The 21,702-nt window shown below is 72.3% G+C and carries 19 protein-coding genes; 7 read left to right on the forward strand and 12 right to left on the reverse strand.

Translation table 11 applies throughout. The features are described from left to right. Positions 1-2: 2 nt before the first annotated feature. Entirely contained in the window at positions 3-1,367 is a 1,365-nt protein-coding gene (locus tag BL253_RS01505) for a DUF4407 domain-containing protein (RefSeq protein WP_076812830.1), read from the forward strand. Positions 1,368-1,492: 125 nt separating this feature from the next. Here the strand turns inward: BL253_RS01505 and BL253_RS44625 are convergent, their stop codons facing one another. Then, positions 1,493-1,615, reverse strand: a complete 123-nt coding sequence (locus BL253_RS44625; protein WP_274535162.1) for a hypothetical protein — start codon at positions 1,613-1,615, stop codon at positions 1,493-1,495. Positions 1,616-1,797: 182 nt separating this feature from the next. On the opposite strand from BL253_RS44625, the gene BL253_RS01515 reads away from it, so the two are divergent. Then, on the forward strand, positions 1,798-2,934 hold the full coding sequence (locus BL253_RS01515) for a hypothetical protein (protein ID WP_241834416.1): 1,137 nt from the start codon (positions 1,798-1,800) through the stop codon (positions 2,932-2,934). Positions 2,935-3,010: 76 nt separating this feature from the next. On the opposite strand, the gene BL253_RS01520 is transcribed toward BL253_RS01515, so the two are convergent. From BL253_RS01520 to BL253_RS01530, 3 genes are all read right to left on the reverse strand, one after another. Next, a complete protein-coding gene (locus BL253_RS01520) occupies positions 3,011-3,565 on the reverse strand; it encodes an HD domain-containing protein (protein WP_076812839.1) in 555 nt (184 codons plus the stop codon). Continuing rightward, positions 3,562-4,794, reverse strand: a complete 1,233-nt coding sequence (locus BL253_RS01525; RefSeq protein ID WP_076812842.1) for a TauD/TfdA family dioxygenase — start codon at positions 4,792-4,794, stop codon at positions 3,562-3,564. Before BL253_RS01525 ends, BL253_RS01520 begins: the two co-directional genes overlap by 4 nt. 102 nt (positions 4,795-4,896) lie before the next feature. After that, positions 4,897-6,486, reverse strand: coding sequence for an APC family permease (locus BL253_RS01530; protein ID WP_076812845.1), 1,590 nt, complete (start codon positions 6,484-6,486; stop codon positions 4,897-4,899). 338 nt (positions 6,487-6,824) lie between these two features. Here BL253_RS01530 and BL253_RS01535 point away from each other — a divergent pair, with 338 nt between their 5' ends. Then, positions 6,825-8,456: a 3' terminal RNA ribose 2'-O-methyltransferase Hen1 gene (locus tag BL253_RS01535; protein ID WP_076812848.1), complete on the forward strand. Its 1,632-nt coding sequence runs from the start codon at positions 6,825-6,827 to the stop codon at positions 8,454-8,456. Beyond that, positions 8,453-11,185 (forward strand): polynucleotide kinase-phosphatase, encoded by a 2,733-nt coding sequence (locus BL253_RS01540; RefSeq protein WP_076812851.1) that lies wholly within the window; start codon positions 8,453-8,455, stop codon positions 11,183-11,185. Before BL253_RS01535 ends, BL253_RS01540 begins: the two co-directional genes overlap by 4 nt. 121 nt (positions 11,186-11,306) lie before the next feature. On the opposite strand, the gene BL253_RS01545 is transcribed toward BL253_RS01540, so the two are convergent. Continuing rightward, positions 11,307-12,152, reverse strand: coding sequence for an aminotransferase class IV family protein (locus BL253_RS01545; RefSeq protein WP_241834417.1), 846 nt, complete (start codon positions 12,150-12,152; stop codon positions 11,307-11,309). 291 nt (positions 12,153-12,443) lie between these two features. Here BL253_RS01545 and BL253_RS01550 point away from each other — a divergent pair, with 291 nt between their 5' ends. After that, the gene (locus tag BL253_RS01550) at positions 12,444-13,868 is read left to right on the forward strand and encodes an FAD-binding oxidoreductase (protein WP_076812856.1); all 1,425 of its coding nucleotides are present in this window, start codon (positions 12,444-12,446) and stop codon (positions 13,866-13,868) included. 34 nt (positions 13,869-13,902) lie between these two features. Here BL253_RS01550 and BL253_RS01555 read toward each other — a convergent pair whose 3' ends face one another. The 3 genes from BL253_RS01555 to BL253_RS01565 are packed head-to-tail and all read right to left on the reverse strand — an operon-like array spanning position 13,903 to position 15,457. Next, on the reverse strand, positions 13,903-14,253 hold the full coding sequence (locus tag BL253_RS01555; RefSeq protein WP_241834418.1) for a cupin domain-containing protein: 351 nt from the start codon (positions 14,251-14,253) through the stop codon (positions 13,903-13,905). Positions 14,254-14,273: 20 nt separating this feature from the next. Further along, positions 14,274-14,702: a hypothetical protein gene (locus BL253_RS01560; RefSeq protein WP_076812862.1), complete on the reverse strand. Its 429-nt coding sequence runs from the start codon at positions 14,700-14,702 to the stop codon at positions 14,274-14,276. Beyond that, positions 14,699-15,457: a helix-turn-helix transcriptional regulator gene (locus BL253_RS01565; RefSeq protein ID WP_076812864.1), complete on the reverse strand. Its 759-nt coding sequence runs from the start codon at positions 15,455-15,457 to the stop codon at positions 14,699-14,701. The genes BL253_RS01560 and BL253_RS01565 overlap by 4 nt, the downstream gene beginning before the upstream one ends. A gap of 52 nt (positions 15,458-15,509) precedes the next feature. On the opposite strand from BL253_RS01565, the gene BL253_RS01570 reads away from it, so the two are divergent. After that, entirely contained in the window at positions 15,510-15,902 is a 393-nt protein-coding gene (locus BL253_RS01570; protein ID WP_076812867.1) for a cupin 2 conserved barrel domain protein, read from the forward strand. Positions 15,903-15,947: 45 nt separating this feature from the next. Here BL253_RS01570 and BL253_RS01575 read toward each other — a convergent pair whose 3' ends face one another. The 4 genes from BL253_RS01575 to BL253_RS01590 all read right to left on the reverse strand — a co-directional run bounded on the left by BL253_RS01575 (position 15,948) and on the right by BL253_RS01590 (position 19,828). Then, entirely contained in the window at positions 15,948-17,003 is a 1,056-nt protein-coding gene (locus tag BL253_RS01575) for a magnesium transporter CorA family protein (protein WP_198946121.1), read from the reverse strand. 141 nt (positions 17,004-17,144) lie between these two features. Continuing rightward, positions 17,145-17,714, reverse strand: a complete 570-nt coding sequence (locus BL253_RS01580) for a hypothetical protein (RefSeq protein ID WP_076812869.1) — start codon at positions 17,712-17,714, stop codon at positions 17,145-17,147. Positions 17,715-17,830: 116 nt separating this feature from the next. Further along, positions 17,831-19,021: a sulfotransferase family protein gene (locus BL253_RS01585; protein WP_241834419.1), complete on the reverse strand. Its 1,191-nt coding sequence runs from the start codon at positions 19,019-19,021 to the stop codon at positions 17,831-17,833. Between the two features lie 342 nt (positions 19,022-19,363). Beyond that, positions 19,364-19,828 carry an SRPBCC family protein gene (locus BL253_RS01590; protein ID WP_076812872.1) on the reverse strand — a complete coding sequence of 155 codons (465 nt, stop codon included), beginning with the start codon at positions 19,826-19,828 and terminating at the stop codon, positions 19,364-19,366. A 297-nt stretch (positions 19,829-20,125) separates the two neighbouring features. On the opposite strand from BL253_RS01590, the gene BL253_RS01595 reads away from it, so the two are divergent. Continuing rightward, positions 20,126-21,565, forward strand: coding sequence for an alkaline phosphatase PhoX (locus tag BL253_RS01595; protein ID WP_076812875.1), 1,440 nt, complete (start codon positions 20,126-20,128; stop codon positions 21,563-21,565). Positions 21,566-21,702 lie beyond the last annotated feature (137 nt).

The raw sequence follows: 21,702 nt of genomic DNA on the forward strand, positions 1-21,702 counted from the left end.
CGATGACGATCACGGACGACGAGCTTTCGAGGCTCGCTGAGGCGCAGACCCCACGCGACCGTCACTCGCCGGGACGCCGGACAGACCCGCACCTCGAACGGTCGGCGATCGGCTGGAGTCCCGGCAGGCGGCTACGGATACTCGCCGGCGTCGACGAGGACATTCTCGACGAGGTCCCGCAGGAGAGGGCACGCTACACGTCACTCGGTGGCGTCGTGCTGGGAACGGCAACGCTCGCGGCTTTCTCCATGTCGCTGGCGGTGGGTGAGGCCGCCGGGGGCCTGCGCTGGTGGTGYTTCCTACCGGCGCTCGTCTGGGGGGCCTTCGTCTGCAATCTGGATCGCTGGCTGGTCACGAGCTCCATGGGCACCCGATGGCGCAGCAAGGCCACAGTGTTGGTTCCCCGGCTGCTGCTCGCCTTCTTCTTCGGCGTTGTCGTCGCGGAGCCGGTGATCCTGCATGTGTTCAGCTCCGCCATTCTCCAGGAGATCCGAGACGCGCGAAGCGACGACGTGAAGTCCTACCGGAGCCAACTGGTCACCTGCAATCCAGTGCCCGGAACGCCCGCGGGGGCGACGCTCGCGGCCCCCTGCGACACCTTCAAGATCACGATCAAGGGTGACCTGCCTGGCATCCTCAGCCAGCTCGCCTCTCTGCAGGCACAGAAAAGCACCCTCGACCCCGCCGTCACCACCGCCGCGAACCAGCTGAACCAGCTGAACGACACCGCGCGCCTCGAATGCACTGGATCTTCAGGCCCCGGGCTCACCGGGCGGGCCGGGGTGGGGCCGAACTGCGAGCGCGACCGGCAGAAGGCGGACGAGTTTCTCACGACGAGCAAGCTGGCCGACCGGATCATCCTGCAGTCGTCGCTGGGCACACAGATAACGACTCTCCAGGGAACGGTCAGCCAGGCGACCACGGAATACACGAAGGAGCGGGACCGGCAGATCGAGGCGATGGTCGCCGAGCGGCAGGGGCACCAGCGGAATATCGGGTTTCTCGAGCGGGTGGAGGCCCTGAGTGCACTTGCCGCCCATCACGGCACTGTCGGGGTCGTCTCGTGGCTCCTGCGTGCGTTCCTCGTCATCATCGACTGCCTGCCTGTGCTGGTAAAATTGCTCAGCGGAACCACCCGGTACGAACGCCTCGTCGACGAGAAGCTCGCGAGCGTCGAACGCAACTTCCAACGGCGACTGAGTGTCGATGACCACGAGGCCGAGCAGCGCACTCAGGCCGACAAGGATGACATCGACCTACGCTACCGGCGGCGATCCGCTCGCCGCGACGCGGACACCATGGCCGAGGTGGATCGGTTGGCCGAACGCCTGCTGCGTAGCGAGCGTKCGGCCGAGGGGCGCACCTAAGACCGGCCCCCGTCCGAGGCATGGGCCGCCTGGCACAAACGCGGCAGGCAGGCGTCGTCGTGGTCGATCAGGGCGAGGAAGTCCGGCCAGCCGCCGCCGGGCGATCGGGTGAGACGGCCCCACGGTCAGAACATCCTGGTCAAGATCTCGTCGCCCATCTGGACCAGGTCCACCAGGGTGCCCTGGCGGACGAGGCCCGAACGGTCGGGCGGTGCGGCCGGGACGCATACCGCTGCGCAACTGGGCATGCTCCGGATCTCACGGGCCTTGCCCGCGTGGAGCCGGTCAGTGTCCCCCGACAGGGGGCAACTCGCGGGGAGGTCTACGGTCAGGGCCGACAATGCACCTATTTGCGCGAAGCGTCTGCTTTTCAGGCAGAAACGGGCGCGCAAAGCGGGCATTCCGTCGGTCCGACCCCGCGAAGGCACCCATGGACAACGAGACGCCACGGCCGCCGGCCGCCGGCGGATGGCCAGCGGACGCGCCACCCCCCACGGCCGCGAGCTGGGCACCCCCGACCGGACAACCGGTGGCGGCACCGCCTACCGGACTACCCGCCGCCGGAACCGTGCCGCCCTGGCCGCCGCCCGGCGGTCAGGGCGTGCCCGGCTCGTCTCCCTCGCCGCCGGCCCCGAGCAGGCCGCCACGGCGCGCGGGTGTCGTGGCCCGCCGGGTGCTCGGCGTAGTCGTCGCCCTCGCCATCGCGGGCGGGGTGCGCTACGGCATCTCGCGGGCGTTCCACCACAACGATCATGACGACGTCATCCCGTCCTCGTCGGACTCCTCCGCGGCGGCCTCCTTCGCCGTGGGCGGCTGCGTGAAGATCACCGTGCAGCCTCGGGTGCTGGCGAGCAACCCGCGTAACGGCGAGTTGAAGTCGCAGCCCGAGTACGGATCGGTGAAGTGCGCCGACAGGACCGCCTACGCCAAGATCACTGCGCTGGATGTGGCCGACGGCAGCACCGTGAACCCGCTCGGCGGCACCTCCTCGGTGGCCGACGTCGGCTGCCCACCGGACACCGACGAGATCGTCGCGCTGACGAACGGCTTCAGCGGCCAGAAGAGCACGGGCTGCCTGCGCAACCTCGCCGCGCCGCACCCGGGTGACGCGGGTGGAGGCGGAGGGCTGATCCGCGCCGGTGACTGCCTGCAGGTGTTCGACAGCTACTCGGACGACCTCTCCGAGGTGCCCTGCACCAACGAGGAGTGGACCGCGGGTGGCGTGAGCTTCGGCAAGGTGTGGTTCGGCAGGATCGACGGCCGGGTGGACGCGAAGATCCAGTGCCCGCCGGAGGCGACCTACTCCGTGGAGATCCAGTCCTCAGGCCAGGGGGTCCTCTGCGTGGCGAAGGACGGTGGCTGGCTGCCGGGTGTCGGGGACTGCGTCGACACGAGCAGCTTCTATTTCGCCATTCCGTCCGCGCAGCCGCGGCGACGCCCCTGCACCGACCAGGACCTGGCCACCCAGATCACCGCTCTGGTCCCCGCCGGCCAGTCCTGTCCGGCCGGCTCGTCACCCAGCCGCCTGCCCGGCTTCCTCCAGACGGCCTGCGGACGCCGTCTGTGACGGCGCCCCGGTCTGGCCGCGCCTGCCGGGGCACCGGCCAGGCGCCTTCCAGGCGGGCGGTCGCGCCGACCAGCGCCTACGCGCGGACCAGGCTGGCTAGAAGATCGTCGTAGGCGGACAGCGGCGGGATGACGGCGGACGGGTCCTTGCCCGCGTCATCCCAGCGCCGCACCGCCGCGGCGTCCTCGGCGTGTCCGCCCGCCTGGAAGGCGGCCAGCTCGTCGCCGTCGAGCGGGCCGCCCTGCATCGCCAGCGTCCTGCGGGAGATCGGCGACAGGATGTCGTAGTAGCCGGGGTCGACGGCGCAGAGATAGCGCTTCGCGTCGACATGCAGGCGCACCGGTTCGGTCACCTCCGGTCCGAACCAGCGGGCCAGCCACGCGGCCCCGGTGTCCTCGTGCCGGATGTCGTCACCGCGGGCCAGCGCGGCGGCCGAGTCGCGGTCCAGCATGTGGCCGACGTCGTGGAGCAGGGCGGCCGCGACGAGCGCGGGCGCCGCGCCGGCGGCGACGGCGCGGGCCCCGGTCCGCAGCGAGTGCCCGGCCACCGAGACCGACTCGCCCAGGTACTCGGACGAGCTCGCCGCGTCGAACAGCGTGTGGATGGCGGCGAGCGCCTCGGCCGCGCTCATCGGGCCACCGCCGGCGCGGTCGCCCTCGCGGTCCGTYCCGCCGCGGTCCGTGCCGCCGGCACAGGCGTCAGGGGTGCGACGGACGCGGCCGTCGCCGGGCGCCGGGCGCCACCGCCGTCGCGGCGCAGCACGTCGAGCGTGCCGCGCAGCCCGTCCATGTCCACGTAGCCGCCCTGCAGGTGGCGGCCGCCGCCCGCCGGGTCCGGCCGGAAGGCGGTCCGCCCGTGCAGCACCCGGGTGTTGTCGAAGATCAGGCAGTCGCCGGGCGTCAGCCGCAGGGTGACAGCCAGTTCGGGCGCCTCGACCACGGCGGCGAACGCGGCGAGCGCCCGGTAGACCTCGGCGACCTGGTCGGGCTCGACCTCGGGTGGCTGCAGGGCCCGGTCGTTCCAGCGGACGTGCGTCACGGCGCCCTCGTCGTCGATCGCGATGACGGGCGCGCGGGCGGTGAGGATGGTCGTCGGCCCGTCGTAGCGGAACGGAAGCCAGACTCGGGTGAGTGTGTYGAACGCGGCCGGGTCGACGTCGCGCAGCCGGCTCGCGGCGGCGAAGCCGTCGATGAGCGTGGTGTCTCCGCCCTCGCCCGCGGCCCGCAGGCAGTGCAGAAGCTGCACGGTCGGCGCGGGGTCACGGTAGGGATTGTCGGTGTGCGGCGCGAGGGCGGCACCCGTGTAGGCGAGGTGCTCCGGGTCGGCCTCGATGCGAACGTCGAAAAGCTTGCCGTAGTTCGTCTCCCGGACGAACCCGAAGGTGCGGGCGACAGTGAGCACCATCCCGGACCGCACGGGCACCTCGGTGAGGATCGCCGCGCCCAGCGCCGAGACCGCGCCGAGCGTCGTCATCATGGCGACCGGTGAGCGTAGGTAGGCGTCCCAGGCCACCCGCGGCGGCCCGGCCGGCAGGTCGGCGGCGGTCCACGGCACCCGGCCGCGCTCGGACTGGTCCCCGACCCGGGCCGCTCGCCCAGGGGCGCTGCGCGCCAGCCAGTCCAGCTCGAACGTCGCCCGATGGCCGTCGGGCGCGAACACGACGGTCAACCTGCCCTCCGCCAGCTCGTGGTGCTCGAYGGCTGTGTCCGCGAACAGCCGTGCCACCCGCGCCGACCCCACCAGACGCTGCCCGGTTCCCGGGTGCCGGCACTCGGCGCATCCGCACGCGTCGCGCAGCCACAGCGCCGGCAACACCAGATCATCGATCGTGAGTACGCTGACCGGCCCCGCCAAGCTCATCGCCCCAGCATTCGCCCGCGCCGCGACCGGATGATGACGTCATCCTGAACTGCCGCGAACACCCAGCTGACGACTCCGCCCGAGCCGGCGGCTCAGGGACGGTCAGGGGCGGGCCAGCTCCGTCTCGATCAGGCGGCGGGAGCGCGCGGCGGGCGGGGCGGTGCGGACGGCGAGCTCGAAGATCGCGGTGCTGAAGACCACGACGACGGCGAGGTCGACCCAGAAGGGGATGACGGCGAGACCGCCGCCGAACTGGCCGAGCCAGGAGATGACGGTCAGGCCACCCAGCCACGGCACCAGCCACAGCGCCGAGCGCCATTCCAGCGCGGGCCAGCGTCCCGCCGGCTGGGTAGCCCGGTAGCCGGCGAAGACCACGAACCCGGCGACGATGCCGATGGCCAGCTTCTGGTCGTTCTCCCACCCGGCCCAGTAGACGATCAGGTTCGACGTGGCGAACGCGACCCGGGACAGCACGGCGGCCATCGGCAGCCGATAGGGGCGTGGCCGTTCGGCGTCGGTGCGACGCAGCACCATCAGGGCGACCGGGGCGAAAGCATAGGTCAGGAACGTCGCCGAACTGATCAGCGTCACCAGCTGCTGCCAGCCCGGGAACGGCAGGAACATCACCAGTCCGAGGCCGTACGCGAGCAGGATGGCGCCCACGGGGGTGCCGCGGYGGTCCAGCCGGGTCAGGCCGCCCGGAAGATAGCCACCCCGGCCAAGCGAGTACGCGAGCCGGGCCGACGTACCCACGTAGATCAGCGCCGTGCCCCCAGGAGAGACCACCGCGTCGATGTAGAGCAGCACGGCCAGCCAGGTGAGCCCAAGCCCGGTCGCGATCGTCGCGTAGGGCCCGTAGTCACCCTCGCCGACCGGATGCCCCCAGCCGCCCGCGATCCACGCCGGGTCGAGCGCTCCCAGGAAGGCGACCGCGAGCGCGAGGTAGACCGCCGTGCCGAGCAGCGTCGCCAGGATCACGGCACGCGGGATGTCCCGGCCCGGGTTACGCGCCTCGCCGCCCATCTGGACGGCCTGCTCGAAGCCCTGCAGCGCGAACACGACGCCGGCCGGCAGCGCCGCGAAGATCCCGTGCACGCCGTACGGGGCGAATCCGCCACCCGCGTGGAAGYTCCCCGGTGTGAAGGCGACGGCCAGCAGCGTGGCGACGGCCAGCACCGGTACCAGGAACTTCCAGACGACCGTGACGGCGTTCGTGTCCGCGAGCCGCCGCACGCCCAGGACGTTGATGACCGTGCACACCCCGAGCGCGGCGGCCCCGAGCACCAGGCCCGTGYCGGTGAGGGTGCCGTCCGGACTGACAAGCCCCGGCCAGACGTTGTTCAGGTAGGACAGCGCCGCCTCGGCCTCGATCGGAGCCAGCGCCACGGCCTGGATCCAGGCGAGCCACCCCGCGACGAACCCGGCGAGCGGGCCGAGCGCCAGCTGGCTGTAGCGCGCGCTGCCGCCGGCGACCGGATAGGCGGCGCCCAGCTCGGCGTGTACCAGCGCCAGGCCGATGATCAGAACGCCGGCCAGCACCCAGGCGACCAGCGACGCTGGGCCCGCGACCCGGGCGGCCGTCAGCGCGCCCAGCAGCCAGCCGGAGCCGATGATCGACCCAAGCGAGACGAACGTCAGCCCGAGCAGACCCAGGTGCGGCGTCATCTTCCCGGTGCCCGGCGGCACGGCCATGGGCGGCACAGCCTCCGGGTCCTGATCTGACGAGCCGCCGCGCGAGGTCAGGTGGTCCGGGCCTGACGGCCGCGGCAGCTCGATTCCGCCGCGACGCGTGGCCGGTTGTCTCTCGTAAATGGCCGACCGCCCCCACTTTCCAGATATCGCGACCATCGAAGAACACACCAGAAAGTCCCGCTGCCCAGTGTCCGACTAACCGGCGCGCGCCGCGCGCCGGAGAACCCGGGAACGGCGGGATGATTTCCCGACAAATGCTTCCGCCCGCCCTTGGGCGCGCCTTTTGACAACCAGGAAACCGCATGACAGGACCACCCTCGTCAGGAAGAATGCCCCGCATGCTGCTGACCCTGACCACGACCGCGCGTCCCGCGACCGATCTCGGGTTCCTGCTGCACAAGCACCCCGACCGGGCTCAGCGGTTCGACACGGCGGCTGGCGGGGCCCATGTCTTCTACCCCGAGGCGACCGAGGAGCGTTGCACGGCGGCGCTGCTGCTCGACATAGACCCCGTCGGCCTGGTCCGGGGCAAGGACGGAGGCGGGCGCGGCGGCGGTGGCGGCGGTGGCGGCGGCCCTGAGGCCCACTACGTCGACGACCGGCCGTACGCGGCCTCCAGCCTGCTCGCGGTCGCGATGGCGGCCGTCTTCTCCACGGCGATGGCCGGGATCTGCAAGGCCCGGCCGGAGCTGGCCGCGACGCCGATCCCCCTGGAGATCCACGTCCCGGCGCTCCCCTGCCGGCGTGGCGGGGCGCCCCTGGCCGAGCGCCTGTTCACGCCRCTCGGCTGGCGGGTGGACGCCGTTCCCGCCCCGCTCGACCCGCTGTTCCCGGAGTGGGGCACCGCCGCGCACCACGACGTGACGCTCACCGGGACGGTCAGGCTGGCCGACGCGCTCACCCAGCTCTACGTCCTGCTGCCGGTCCTCGACGACGGCAAGCACTACTACGTCGGCCGCGACGAGATCGACAAGCTGGTGCGCGAGGGCGCCGCCTGGCTGCCGGGCCATCCGGAGCGCCACCTCATCGCCCGCCGCTACCTCGCCCACCGGGCCGGCCTCGCCTCGGCCGCGCTGTCCCGCCTCGGCGGCGTCGAGGACATCCCCGACGAGAGCGTCTCCACCGGCTTCGAACCGGACCTGCTCGCCTCCGAGACCGAGGCGGAGGCGGAGGCGCAGCCGGAGGCGCAGGCGCAGGCGCAGGCCCAGCCGGATGCCGAGAACGAGGTGGGGGCCGCGAACGCCGGGGCGACCGGCCCCGAGCCGCCGGCTGAGGCGCGGGACGAGTCGGCGCGGGAAGGATCCGCGCGGGACGAGCCGCCGGAGTCACCCGACGAGGCGACGGCCCAGCGCCCGCCGTCGCTGGCGACGCTGCGGCGCCGCGCGATCCTCGACGTGCTGCGGGCCGCCGGCGCGCGCAGCGTCGCCGACCTCGGCTGCGGCGACGGGAAGCTCGTCGGGGACCTGCTCGCCGACCCGCGCTTCGCCGAGATCGTGGCGGTCGACGTCTCGCACCGCGCGCTCGAGCTGGCCGCCCGCCGGCTGCGGGCCGACCGGCTGCCCGACCGGGCGCGGGCGCGGCTGCGGTTCGTCGCGTCGTCGCTGACATACCGGGACGCCCGGATCGCGGGCCTCGACGCCGCCGTGCTCAGCGAGGTCGTCGAGCACGTCGACCCGCCACGGCTGCCGGCGCTCGCCGCCGCCGTCCTCGGTGAGGCCCGCCCGCGGCTCGTCGTGATCACCACGCCGAACGTCGAGTACAACGTCCGTTACGAGGGGCTGGCACCCGGCGCGCCGCGCCACCGCGACCATCGGTTCGAGTGGACGAGGGACGAGTTCGCCGCCTGGGTCAAGGACCTCGCCGCCCACTACCCCTACACCGCCCGCCTCGGTGGGGTCGGCGCCGCGGACCCGGAACTCGGCGCGCCCACCCAGCTGGCCGTCCTGGAGAGGATCGGTGACGCGCGATGACCGACGCACCGGCTGAGGCACCAGCTGTGATCGCGATTCCCGAGGTCTGCCTCGTCGTGCTCGTCGGCGCGTCCGGCTCGGGAAAGTCGACGTTCGCCCGCACCCACTTCCTGCCGACGCAGGTGCTCTCGTCGGACTTCTGCCGCGGGCTGGTCGCGGACGACGAGAACGACCAGTCCGCGACCGGCGACGCCTTCGAGGTGCTGCACTACATCGCCGGGAAGCGGCTCGCCGCGGGCCGGCTCACCGTCGTCGACGCGACGAACGTCCAGCGGCACGCCCGCCAGTCCCTCGTCGAGCTGGCACGCGCGCACGACGTGCTGCCGGTGGCGATCGTGCTCGACCCGCCCGAGCGGGTCTGCCTGGAGCGCAACGCCGCCCGCCCCGACCGCGACTTCGGCCCGCACGTGATCCGGCGCCAGCGCGCCGACCTGCGCCAGTCGCTGCGCGGCCTTGCCCGGGAGGGCTTCCGCCACGTCCGGGTGCTGCGCTCGGAGGCCGAGGTCGCGGCGGCGACCATCACCTACACGAAGCTGTTCAGCGACCTGCGGCACGAGACCGGCCCGTTCGACGTGATCGGCGACGTCCATGGCTGCCGCGCCGAGCTCGAGACACTGCTCGTCGACCTCGGGTACAAGCTGCGCCACGACGAGGCGGGGCGCCCGGCCGGCGCGCGCCACCCGGCGGGGCGGCGCGCGGTGTTCGTCGGCGACCTGGTCGACCGCGGGCCGGACACGCCCGGCGTGCTGCGCCTCGCGATGGGCATGGTCGCCGACGGCACCGCCCTCGTCGTGTGCGGCAACCACGAGAACAAGCTGGTCCGCGCGCTGCGCGGGAAGAAGGTGACGGTCTCGCACGGGCTCGCCGAGTCGCTCGCGCAGCTCGACGCCGAGGGCGCCGAGTTCCGCGACCAGGCCACGGCGTTCTGCGACGGGCTCGTCGCGCACTACGTCCTTGACGGCGGGCGGCTGGTCGTCGCGCACGCCGGGCTCAAGGAGGCCTACCACGGCCGCGCGTCGGCCCGGGTCCGTTCGTTCGCGCTGTACGGGGACACCACCGGCGAGACCGACGCGTACGGCCTGCCAGTGCGCTACCCGTGGGCGAACGACTACCGCGGCACGGCGACGGTCCTCTACGGCCACACTCCCGTGCCCGAGCCGGAATGGGCGAACAACACCCTCTGTCTGGACACCGGCTGCGTCTTCGGCGGCCGGCTGACCGCGCTGCGTTACCCGGAGCGAGAGCTGGTCTCGGTCCCGGCCGCCCGCGTCTACTTCGAGCCCGCCCGCCCCCTCGCAGAGTCCACGCCGGCGACGAGCCCGGACGGGCCGGACACAGCCACCCCGACGGTCGCGGACCCGGCGTCGGCCGAGGCGCTGCTGGCCGCGCTGTCACCCGTCACCACCGCCACCACCGTCGCCACCGACGTCGACCCGGTCACGAACGACCCGCATCGGCAAGGTGACCTGCTGGACGTCGCCGACGTGCTCGGCCGGCGGGCGGTCGAGACGCGGCACGGCGGGCGCGTGCAGATCCAGGCGGAGAACGCGCTGGCGGCGCTGGAGGTGATGAGCCGGTTCGCGGTCGACCCGCGCTGGCTGGTCTACCTGCCTCCGACGATGAGCCCGCCGCCCACGTCCACGCTGCCCGACTACCTGGAGCACCCGGTCGAGGCGTTCGAGACCTACCGATCCGACGGCGTCGACGAGCTGCTGTGCGAGGAGAAGCACATGGGCTCGCGCGCGGTCGCGGTCGTCTGCCGGGACGCGGGCGTCGCGGCGGCCCGGTTCGGCGCGACCGACGGGACCACCGGCGCGGTGGTCACCCGCACCGGTCGGCCGTTCTTCTCCCCCGTGCTGGCCGAGGAACTACTCGGCCGGCTGCGGGCCGCCGTGGCGGCGGCCGGGCTGTGGGACGAGCTGGGCGCCGACTGGCTGGTGCTCGACGCGGAGATCATGCCGTGGAGCGCCAAGGCCAGCGAGCTGCTGTCCCGGCAGTACGCCGCGGCGGGGGCCGCTGCCCGCGGCGCCCTGCCGGCCGCGGTCTCGACCCTCGCGGCGACCGCCGCCCGCGGGATCGACGTAGCCGGCCTGCTGGCCAAGACCCAGGACCGGCTCGACAACGCGGCGGCGTTCACGCGCGCCTACCAGCGCTACTGCTGGCCGACCGACGGCCTGGCCGGCGTGCGGATCGCGCCGTTCATGCTGCTCGCCAGCGGCCCGGCGGCCCGGGCGGCGGCCGGGACGACGTACGCCGACCGGCCGCACGACTGGCATCTGGCGGTCGCCGACCGCCTGGCCGCGGCCGACGGCGGCCTCGTCGCGACCACCCGGCGGATCCCGGTGCGGGTGAGCGACCCGGCGTCGGTCGCTCTCGCCACCGCCTGGTGGGAGGAGCTGACGGCCGAACAGGCTGGCGGCGAGGGGATGGTCGTGAAGCCCGCGGCCGGGCTGGCTCGCGGCCGGCGCGGCCTCGTCCAGCCGGGCGTCAAGGTCCGCGGCCGGGAGTACCTGCGGATCATCTACGGCCCGGACTACCTGCGCCCCGAGCATCTCGATCGCCTGCGCTCCCGCGGCCTCGGCCGCAAGCGCTCGCTGGCGTTCCGTGAGTACGCCCTGGGCCTGGAGGCGCTGGAACGCGCCGCCGCCGGCGAGCCCCTCTGGCGCGTCCACGAATGCGTCTTCGCGGTCCTCGCCCTCGAGTCCGAGCCCGTGGACCCACGGCTCTGACGCACCCGCCCTACCGCCCAGCCTGCGACGCCCCGCCTCTCACACCCCGCCTGTGACGCCCCAGCTCTGACGCCCCAGCTCTGACGCCCGGGCTGTGACGGCCGGGCTGTGACGGCCGTTGCTACAGCGGCTCGGGGGGGATGGCCTCGTACCGCCGGGCCAGCTCGCGCACGACGGGGTGGTCCTGAGGCCAGCGGACGTCGTCGATCGCCGCGACCGGACGCACGCCGGTCGCGGCGTTGGTGGCGAACGCCGCGTCCAGCCGGGGCAGGTCGGCGAGGGTGACGGCGGCCGTCGTCGCGTCCGCTCCGAGCGCCTGGTCGACGAGCCGCATGGTGACGCCCGGCAGGCATTCGGCGCTGGGCCACAGCACGCGGCCCCCGGTGACGAACCCGAGGTTGGACGTCGCGGCCTCGGACAGGACGCCGGCGGCGTCGGTGAACACCGCGTCGTCGAAGCCGGCGCGCTGGGCGGCCCGCCGCAGGCGCAGCGCGCCGAACAGCCCGACGTGCTTGACCTCGGGCAGGTCTCGCCGGTAGCACGCCGACCGCAGCCGCAGCCCGGGCGTCGGCGTCACCGCGGTGGCTCCTGTCTGGGGCGCGGGCGCGGGCCGGGTGGTGACGAGGACGCGCGGCACGGCATCGGCGCCGGGGCGGGCGAGCCGCAGGTCCGGGTCGAACACGGTGACGCGGACCACGACGGGCGCCGCGGCCCCGGTCACGGCGCGGCGGGCCAGGTACCGGACCCGGTCCGGGTCCAGCTCGGCGTCGAACAGCTGGCGGCAGTCGCGCACCAGGCGCTCCAGGTGCAGCGACAGCCCCCGCACCCGCCCGTCCGCCACCTCCATCGAGGTGAAGTGCCCGTAGTTGACCAGCGCGAGCGCCTCGAGCTGGTCGACGCCGACCGCGCGGCCGTCGAGCTCCTTCATGCCCACCAGTGTGGCATCCGGCTCTCGCCATGCCGCCACGCCACTACCACGGCGGCATTGGTGGTAGCACCACCCGACGGCACAGGTAAATACGAGTAAAGGCATTCAAGAAAACACGCGGAAGCGCGTTCGACGAAGGGTGTCCGTCGCGGCGACAATGTCTCCAAACCACCTCCGGCAGGCTCTTGACCAGGGGATAGTGTCGTTTACACGTCAACTCAGGGGGTGTTCGATGTCCGCTCGACGTCATTCCTGGATGCATTGCCCGAGGCTCGCATACGAATAACCTCGTCGAGGTTGAGAGCCGAACAGAACCAAGGATGTGTCACGATGTCGAGCACCATCTCCGATTCGGAAATCGAGCTGTACCCCGCTCTCGCCCTGGGCGCCGAGCCGGACGTCGCGACGCTGCGCGCCACGGTCCGTGGGGCCGTCCTCGAGCCGGGCGACGAGGGCTTCGACGAGGCGCGTGGCACCTACAACCTCGTGGTGGACCAGCGTCCGGCGCTGATCGTCGTACCCGCCGACGCCCAGGACGTCGTCACCGTCATCCGGTACGCGAGTCACCGCGCGATGCGGGTCGTCCCGCAGCGCACCGGCCACAACGCCGAGCCGCTCGGCGACCTGGCGGGCGCGGTCCTGCTGCGGACCGACGCGATGCGGGAGGTCCGGATCGACGCCGAGCGCCGCCGCGCGCTGGTGGGCGCCGGCGCCAAGTGGGAGGACGTCGTCCCCTCGGCCTCCGAGCTCGGTCTCGCCGCCCTGCACGGCTCCACCCCGGACGTGAGCGTCGTCGGCTACACGCTCGGCGGCGGCCTCGGCTGGTATGCCCGCGCGCTCGGGCTGGCCTGCAACAGCGTCACCGGCATCCAGGTCGCGACCGCGGACGGGGTGCTCCGGTGGGTCGACCCGGACGTGGAGCCGGAGCTGTTCTGGGCGCTGCGCGGGGGTGGCGGCACCTTCGGCGTGGTCACCGCGATCGAGTTCAGGCTCTACCCGGTCACCGAGGTCTACGCCGGCGTGCTGTTCTTCCCCTGGGAGCGCTCAGCCGAGGTGCTGCGCGCCTGGGAGGCCTGGACCCGGACCGTGCCCGACGAGATGACCTCCGTTGGCCGGATCATGCAGTTCCCGCCCTTCCCCGAGATTCCCGAGCCGATGCGCGGCAAGGCGTTCGTGCTGGTCGAGGGCGTGTACCTCGGCGACGAGGAGACCGGCGCCCAGCTGATGGAGCCGCTTCGCCGTCTCGGACCGCTCCTCGACACCTTCGCGATGGTTCCGCCCGCCGGAATCGCCGAGTTGCACATGGATCCGCCGCAGCCGCTGCCCTACCAGAGCGACAGCATGGTGCTGACCGACGTCACCCAGGCCGACATCGACCGGTTCGTCGACGCGATCGGTCCGGGCTCCGGCTCGCCGCTGGTCAGCGTCGAGATCCGCCACCTCGGCGGGGAGCTGGACCGGGTGCGGCGCGGCAGTGGCGCCCTGTCCCGGATGCCCGGCTCGTACATCCTCTTCGGCGTCGGCATCGCTCCCGACCCCGCGGGCGTCCAGACGGTCCGGCAGTGGCTCGCGACGATGAAGGAGTCGCTGCGCGACCAGGCCGGCGGCCTGTATCTCAACTTCACCGAGAAGGCGGTGGACCCGGCCGAGATCTTCCCGGTGGACGTCTACGAGCGTCTGCGGGCGGTCCGGGCGAGCGTCGACCCGAACGGTCTGATCCGCGCCAACCACGAGATCCCGGCCGCCCGCGACTAAGCGTGCTGGTTCCCTACCGATCGGTGGCGATTCCCTACCGATCGGTGGCGACGGTCAGCAGGACGACCGAGTCCTCGACGGCGGCGAGCGCGTGCCGCTCGGGCGGGATGGCGACGTGATCGCCGGCCGTACCGTCCCAGTCCCGCTGGCCCGCGGTCAGCCGGACGCGGCCGCGCAGCACCTGGAGGGTGGCCTCACCGGGGCTTTCGTGCTCGGCGAGCTCCTGGTTCGCCAGCAGGGCGAGGACGGTCTGGCGCAGGGAGTGCCCCTGCCCGCCGTACAGCGTGTGGGCGGCCCGGCCGGCGTGGGCCTGGCGCGCCAGCGTCAGTTGTTCCTCGGCGATCTCGGTCAACGAGGTCGTCTCCATCGCTGTCCCCCACTTCATGGATGGTTGGGCCTGTTCGGTCAGGCGGCGGCGAGCAGGAGGACGCCGCCCGCGAGGAGAGCCGCCACCTTGGCCGCCTCGAGGACGATGTATGCATGGTGGGCTGACGAGCGGGGGGCGTCCCGGCCGGCGAGAACCGCGTCGGAGCGCCGAGTCAGCCTTGGCCGGACAACGGCCAGCTGAACGGCGAGGACACCGACGGCCACCGCCAGAACGACGAGGGCGGCCAGGCGAGGGGAGTCGACCGCCAGGAGGACGACGACCACCCCGGCGAAGGCCGCCTCGGYCGTGTTGAGCGCCCGGAACACGAGCCGGCCGATACCGAGCCCGATCGGCACGGTCACCCCCGGAGCGCGGAACTTCAGCGGCGCTTCGAGGAACGAGATCGCCAGTACCATGCCCAGCCACACGAAGATGACCGCGACRGCTACCGACTGCCCAGCACTCATGACCTGCCTCCCACGGGGGCCAGATGGGCGACACACAGGTCCGGCTCGGCGAACGGCTCCAGCCGATCCACCGTGAGCGGCGCGTCCCAGGCGTCCAGGGCACCACGCATCACGCCGAGATGTATCGGGCACACCACCTCTGCCCGCGTCCTGGTCAGCTCGAGAAACGGGCAGTGTCGCAGCCGGACCGGCGGGGCCGAGTCGGCGTCCGCGCCGGCAACGGGTGGCTCGGGGGCGAAGCCCAGGCCGTCGAGCAGCCGGACCAGCCGCGCGACCGGTCGCTCCCAGCTGGCCGCGGCTTCGGCACGAACGCCACCGGCCCGGTCGCCGTGGGCGGGCACTGCCGAGGCGGGCACTGCCGAGGCGGGCACTGCCGAGGCGGCCCGCCGTCCCCAGGCCCGGCCGGCCTCGATCGCGCGGACGCCCGGGTCGGGGCCGGCGGCCAGGCTCTCGGTGAGGATCTCGGCGAGGACCCGGAAGTGCCGTGGCCCGCCCGGGTCCATCCCCCGCACCGCCCGGAAGAGCGCGCGCGGCCGGCCCGGGCGGCGTCGGTCGGGTGGGGCCTGTTCCGCCTGCCCGTTCGCGACCAGCGTCTCCAGGTGGAACCGGATGGTGTTCGGATGGACGCCCAGCTCGTCGGCGATCTCGACGATGCCGCGAGGTGTGCGCGCCGCCCTGAGGATCCGCAGCACCTCGAGCCGCCGGCCGTCCGACGACAAGCCGTCACGGCGGTCCCGTTCGCCTTCGTTCGCCACAGCGGTTAATTTACACAAGTCCAACTTGTAAAAACGGGCACGGAGGACAAGCATGGCCCAGCACCCCACCACCTCGCTCCCGCGCGTCCTGGTCAACACGGGCGATCTCTCGGCCGGCGTCGGGGAGCCGGCCGTGGCGGGCGCGGTCTGGAAACTGCCCGTCAGCGAGCACGACCTGGATTCCAACATCATCGCCCTGCCGCCGGGCGGGACGATAGAGGAACACGTCGGCCCGGACGTCGACGTGCTGGTCCACGTCCTCGCCGGCTCGGGCACGCTCTTCACCGAACGCGACAGTCTCGATCTCGTGCCAGGCGCCCTGCTGTGGCTTCCCCGGCGCTCCCGCCGCCGGCTGGCCGCCAGCCACGAAGGCCTGCGCTATCTCACCGTCCACCGCCGCCGCCAGGCTCTCGTCGTGGGATCGGCCCCGCCGCCGGGTGCCTGATGACTCCCCGGACCGGACCGCGGCGGACGAGCTGAGCGAGCCGGGCTACAGCCAGTCGCGGCGTTTGAAGATGGCGTACAGCGTCACGCCACAGGCGACGAGGATCGCGACGCTGACCAGGAAACCCCATTCCTTGCCGAATCCCGGATAGGGCACGTTCTGGCCGTAGAAGCCGGTGATCGCCGTCGGTACGGCGATGATCGCCRCCCACGCGGTCAGCCTTTTCATAATCAGGTTCAGCCGGTTGCCCTGGATCGTCAGGTTCGTCTCCAGGATCGTCGTGACGAGGTCGCGCAGGCTCTCGGTCCACTCCGTCGCCCGCAGGACGTGGTCGTAGACGTCCTGGTAGTAGGGCGCCATCTCGGCGTCGACCACGTGCAGGTCACGCCGCATGATCGTGTTGACGACCTCGCGCATCGGCAGGACGAGCCTGCGCAGCAGCACGAGGCTCTTGCGCAGCTGGTAGCTACGCCGCTGCACCGCGCCGTCCTGCGGGCGCTCGTCGAACAGCATGTCCTCGAGGGTCTCGATCTCGGTGTCGAGCGACTGCACGGCGTTGAAGTGCTGGTCGACGATGAAGTCGAGGAAGCCGTGCACCAGGTAGCTGACGCCGAACTGGGCGAGATCCGGGTCGGCCTCGCCCCAGTGCGCGATCAGGCCGTCGACGTCGAACCCCTCGTCGGCGCGGACGGTGACCAGCGCGCGTTCGGTGATGAACGCGCCCACCTCATGGCTGGTCAGCTCGCCGCTGCCCTGGTCGAGGGTGACCGCGTACGCGTTCAGGAACAGGTGGCTGGGATACCGGTCCAGCTTGGGGCGCTCACGCGGGCTGACAGCGTCCTCGACGGCCAGCGCCGAAAGGTTCAGCTCGTCGCTGATGACGTGCAGCTCGTCGCCGCGCGGCGCGCACAGGTCGAGCCACACGACGGTGTCCGGTTCGGCGAGGTATTCGCTGATCCGGGCGACCGGGAACCCCTCGGCCTCCACCTTGCCGCCGCGGTACACCCGGGTGCGCGGCGGCTGCCGGCCCACCCGGTTCGCGGGGTCGGCGTCCGGGTCGACGCGGCACGAATACACCCCTGGTTCGCCCTCCCCGCCCATCCGGCTCACCTTTCTGTCCGATTTCCCCGGCTATTCCCGGCCCACAGCGACTCTCGCCGTCCGAGCGACCCGGTAAACACGGACGATGCGGACAGTTCATGGCCAGACCGGGACGGATCACTACCAGACCGGGACAGTTCACTACCAGGACAGCGGCACCCGGACGCCGCCGGCCGGACGGGGGGTGTTGGCCACCGGGTCGATGCCGCTCGGATCGTCGTCGCCCTTCAGCTGGGCCGCGACGACCTGGGCATCGTTCGGCACGTCGAACCAGATGTCGAGCGCCACGGCGTCGTGGGCGCCGATCGTCATGACGTCGGGCTGGCGTCTGATCCGCATCGCGTCGAAGCTGGGCTTGTAGCTCTTCCCGGCCGCGTCGACGAGGCGCTGGGCGCCGGTGTCGAGGTCGTGGAACGCCGTGTCGACGTTGTTGACGACGATGCCGAGCCGGCAGTACTGCCCGCGCGCCTCCCACTCGGCGTGCGTCCCGGACACCCAGTGCATTCCGCAGGTCAGCCCGATCGGCCGCAGCGTCATGTTCCCGTAGCGCGCCGCGGCCGCGTGCTGGACCTTCTCACCCGCCCAGGCCGGCCGGATCGGCGGCGGGGARTCGGGCGCTGACATCCGCCCCGCGAGAAATCCGGCCCCGCCCCCGACGGCCAGCAGCCCCACGGCGACACCGACGACCAGCACCCACCGCTTGGCACCCACCAGRCAGCCTCTTCTCCCGTGGCCACGCGCTGTCCGACACCCAGTAAATGGTGACAGAAATCCCACGACCTCGGGTGTCCAGCGGCCTCAACCAGAGGCACCTGGGGAAGCGGCGCCTAAACGACTTCCTTGGTGACGGCGAAATGCTCGGTGTAGCGGGCGGTGCGGCGGCGCAGCCCGGCCAGGTCCATGCCCGTGTCGGCGAAGGTGTACTGGTGGCCGCGGGGCTCGCGGGCGTAGTCACGCGCGAAGCGGGTCATCCGCGCGGCCGTGTCGTCGGAAAGCTCGAAGCCGAACCGGTCGTAGACGGCGCGCGCGGCGCCGAGCGGGTCCTCCATGAGATCCGCGAACCGCAGGTCGATGACCTGCCCGGCCGGCACCGTGCCGTCGAGGCGGGCGTCCACGGTCCGCTCGAGGCCGTCCAGGATCAGCTCGGCGAACTCCCCGCTGATCTCGGTCACGTCCACGTCGTCGGTGTAGAGGTGGCGCAGCGAGGCCAGCATGCTGGCGGTGGAGGCCATGACGAGGGCCGGGTCCCGATGGGTCTRCACCAGCAGGGCGCCCGGGTACTCGCCGATCAGCTGCGGAAGCGTCCACACGTGCGCCGGCGACTTCACCAGCCACCGGGTACCCGGGTGCTCGCTCTGCAGCAGCTCCAGGAAGCGGCGGTGCCAGGTGTACGAGGCGGCGACATGGCCGTCGCGCACGGCGTCGTGCGACCACCAGCGCAGGTAACCGGGTACCCGGTACTGGGTCGCGAAGATCGCGCTGGTGAACGCGCTGCCGGTGATCCGACCGCATTCCTGCGCGAGCCCGGCGCCGAGCTGGTGGATGGACCGGAACTCCGGGATGAACAGGTCGACGAGCCCGATGAGCTCCTCGGCCTGGGCGATCCGGGGGTCGGTCTCGTAGGTCTCGGTTCGCGGCGGTGGCAGCGGGGCCTCGACCTCCCAGGTCAACGGCGCCCGGTGGGCCGGGTCCTGGGCGAGGACGTCGAACAGCATGGTGGTGCCCGTCCTGGCCTGCCCGATGATGACGACCGGCGACGCGACGTCTCGTTCTCTGATCTCCGGGCGCGCGCGGTGATGGGCGACGATCCGCAGCCGGTTGGCCAGGTATCCGCCCATCTCGCCCGCCACGGCGACCTGGCCGAACTCGGTCAGTCTGCCGTCGTTCTCCAGGCTCTTGAGAAGGACGTCCAGTCCGTCGCGCCAGCCGTCGCCACCGAACAGCTCGTCGTCGCCGAAGTCGTCGAGGCCTGTGGTCTCGCGTGCCGACGCGAGCAGCTCATCCGGGGTCACGCTCACCAGACAACCACGCCCAGCTGACGGCTCCGCGACGGGGCGACAGTACGGGCGCTGGCCGATCACAAGCCGGCCACCAGCGAGATCGCGTGACAACCGTCCGGTGGGCTTCGTCACGCCCAACGGGACGGCAGAAGCCGGCCCGGGCTCGGGCCGGCTCCTGTGGTCCCAACGGCCTGATGGCTGGGCTCGGCCGGTCGGGCCGGTCAGTCGGCCGATCGGGCCGTTCCGGGTCGGCCGGCCGGATCGGGTCGGGCCGGATCCGGTCGGGCCGGATCGGTCGGGCCGGATCGGGTCGGGTCGGGCCGGGTCGGTGGGGGTCGGGTCGGTGGGGGTCGGGGTCCTTCAGGAACGCGGGACCTCGCCGCGCCAGGCGCCGGTCTGGTTGCCGGGGCCGCGCTCCTCGATGAATTCCTTGAACCGCTTCAGGTCGCTCTTCACCCGGCGGTCATCGACACCGGCGGCCGCCCCGACCTTCTCGGGCACCGAGTCCGGCTGCCAGTCGAGCTGGACCGTCACCCGGGTCTCGCTGTCGCCCAGGCGGTGGAAGGTCACAACGCCGGCGTGCTGGGTGCCACCGGTGCTCTTCCACGCGACGCGCTCGTCGGGACGCTGCTCGGTGATGGTCGCGTCGAACTCGCGCTGCGCCCCACCGATGCTGACCTGCCAGTGGGTGTGGGTGTCGTCGAGCTGGCGCACGGACTCCACGCCGCTCATGAAGTGCGGGAAGGACTCGAACTGGGTCCACTGGTTGTAGGCGGTGCGGACAGGCACTTCGACGTCGATCGATTCGGCGACTGTCGTCGTCATCGTCACTCCTCGCCGGTCGCGGTGCGGTGATGTCGCGGTGATACCTCGAGACACCTCGACCATCCCCGTCACGACACCACCAACACATCCGGCCACGTGGCGTGACGACGGCCATCATCGATGATCACGCTCGGACCCTTGCCTGCCTGGTCAGGCCAGGTAAGGCACGAACTGTTCGCCCCGCGTCGGCCTGGCGGACCCGGATCCGTCGCCGGGTCCTCTCCGCTCGTCCCTAGCGTGCCTCCCGTCCGGCCGTCCGATTGTCCGGCCGTCCGACCAACCGAACGGCGGCATGCGATGGGTGCGACACGCAGGCAGGTACTGACCGCGACCGGACTCGGCCTGCTCAGCGCGAGCCTCGGCCAGGCCGCCTGGGCCGGGACACCCGCGAGCGGTGCGGCTCAGACCGGCGCCAGCGCTGGGGCTGGCGCCGGCGCTGACGCTGGCGGGACGGCGGTCGGTCTTGGCCCGCTGGTTCCGGCCGGGCCGGAGCTGGCCCTCCCGCGCGGGTTCCGGTACACCTCGTTCGGCGCCGCCGGGACGCGGATGTCCGACGGCCTGGTCACCCCCGTCGCGCACGACGGGCAGGCACTGTTCGCGGCCGGCCGGGACACCATCCGAATCCTGCGCAACCACGAGATCGACCCCGACCTGCCAGGCGTGAAGCAGCAAAGCATCGGCAAGCGGGCCGCGTACGACAGGGCGGCCCCGGCCGGGGTGACTTCGTCCACCTACGATCTGGCGGCCGGCCGGCTGCGGGAGAGCTTCCTCGTCCTGAACGGGACGCTGGAGAACTGCAACGGCTCGCCGACGCCGTGGGGCAGCTGGCTGTCCTGCGAGGAGACGGTCGACGGGATCGATGCCGGTTACGAGAAGCCGCACGGCTATGTCTTCGAGGTCCCGTCGAGCGCCCGCGGGCCGGTCGAGCCAGTACCGCTGCGGGCGATGGGCCGGTTCGAGCACGAGTGCGCGCCGATCGACCCGAAAACCGGCATCGCCTACCTGACCGAGGACAACGGCGACCCTGGCGACGGTCTTTACCGMTTCCTGCCGGATCGCCTGGGCCGGCTCGCCGCCGGCGGACGGCTGCAGATGCTCGCGGTGCGCGGCGAGCCGACCTACAACACCGAGACCGGTCAGCAAGTCGGCGAGAACCTACCCGTCACCTGGGTAGACATCGCCCATCCCGACCCGGCCGACGCCGAGTCGTTCCCCGGATCGGTGTACAGCCAGGGCCGCGCCCGCGGCGGTGCTCGGTTCATCGGCCTGGAAGGCGCCGAGTGGGCGGATGGCGCGCTGACGTTCGTCGCCTCGGAGTCGGGTGACGCCGGCGAAGGGCAGGTGTGGCGTTACCGGCCGACCGGGCGGGACACCGGCGTCCTGACGCTGCTGTACGAGTCCAAGGATGGCAAGGTCCTCGACCAGCCGGACACGATCACGGTCGGYCCACACGGCGGCGTCCTGCTCTGCGAGGACGGCGACGGCGAGGACGAGGACAGCGGCGACAACTACCTGCGGCTGCTGACCCCTGCCGGCCGGATCGTCGACATAGCCAAGGTCATAGCCCCGCTCGACCTGCACCACTGGTCACCGGAGGACTTCCCGGAGCCCGGCGTGGTCGGGGCCAGCGAACTCTCCGGCGCCCGCTTCACCGCCGACGGCCACCGCCTCGTCATCAACGTGCAGTACCCGGGCCTCACCTGCGTCATCACCGGCCCTTGGTCAACCCTCGCCTAACCCAGCGGCGTTCGGTCAGGTTGCGCTCACCGACTCCCGGCGAGTCGCGGTGGGTGATTCCATGGACGCTGATGGCGGCCTGCGGCCGCGGCAGTGCCGCACTGCGACATGGCGGCACTGCGGCACTGCGGCACTGC

This window comes from Pseudofrankia asymbiotica (assembly GCF_001983105.1).
Taxonomy (GTDB): domain Bacteria; phylum Actinomycetota; class Actinomycetes; order Frankiales; family Frankiaceae; genus Pseudofrankia; species Pseudofrankia asymbiotica.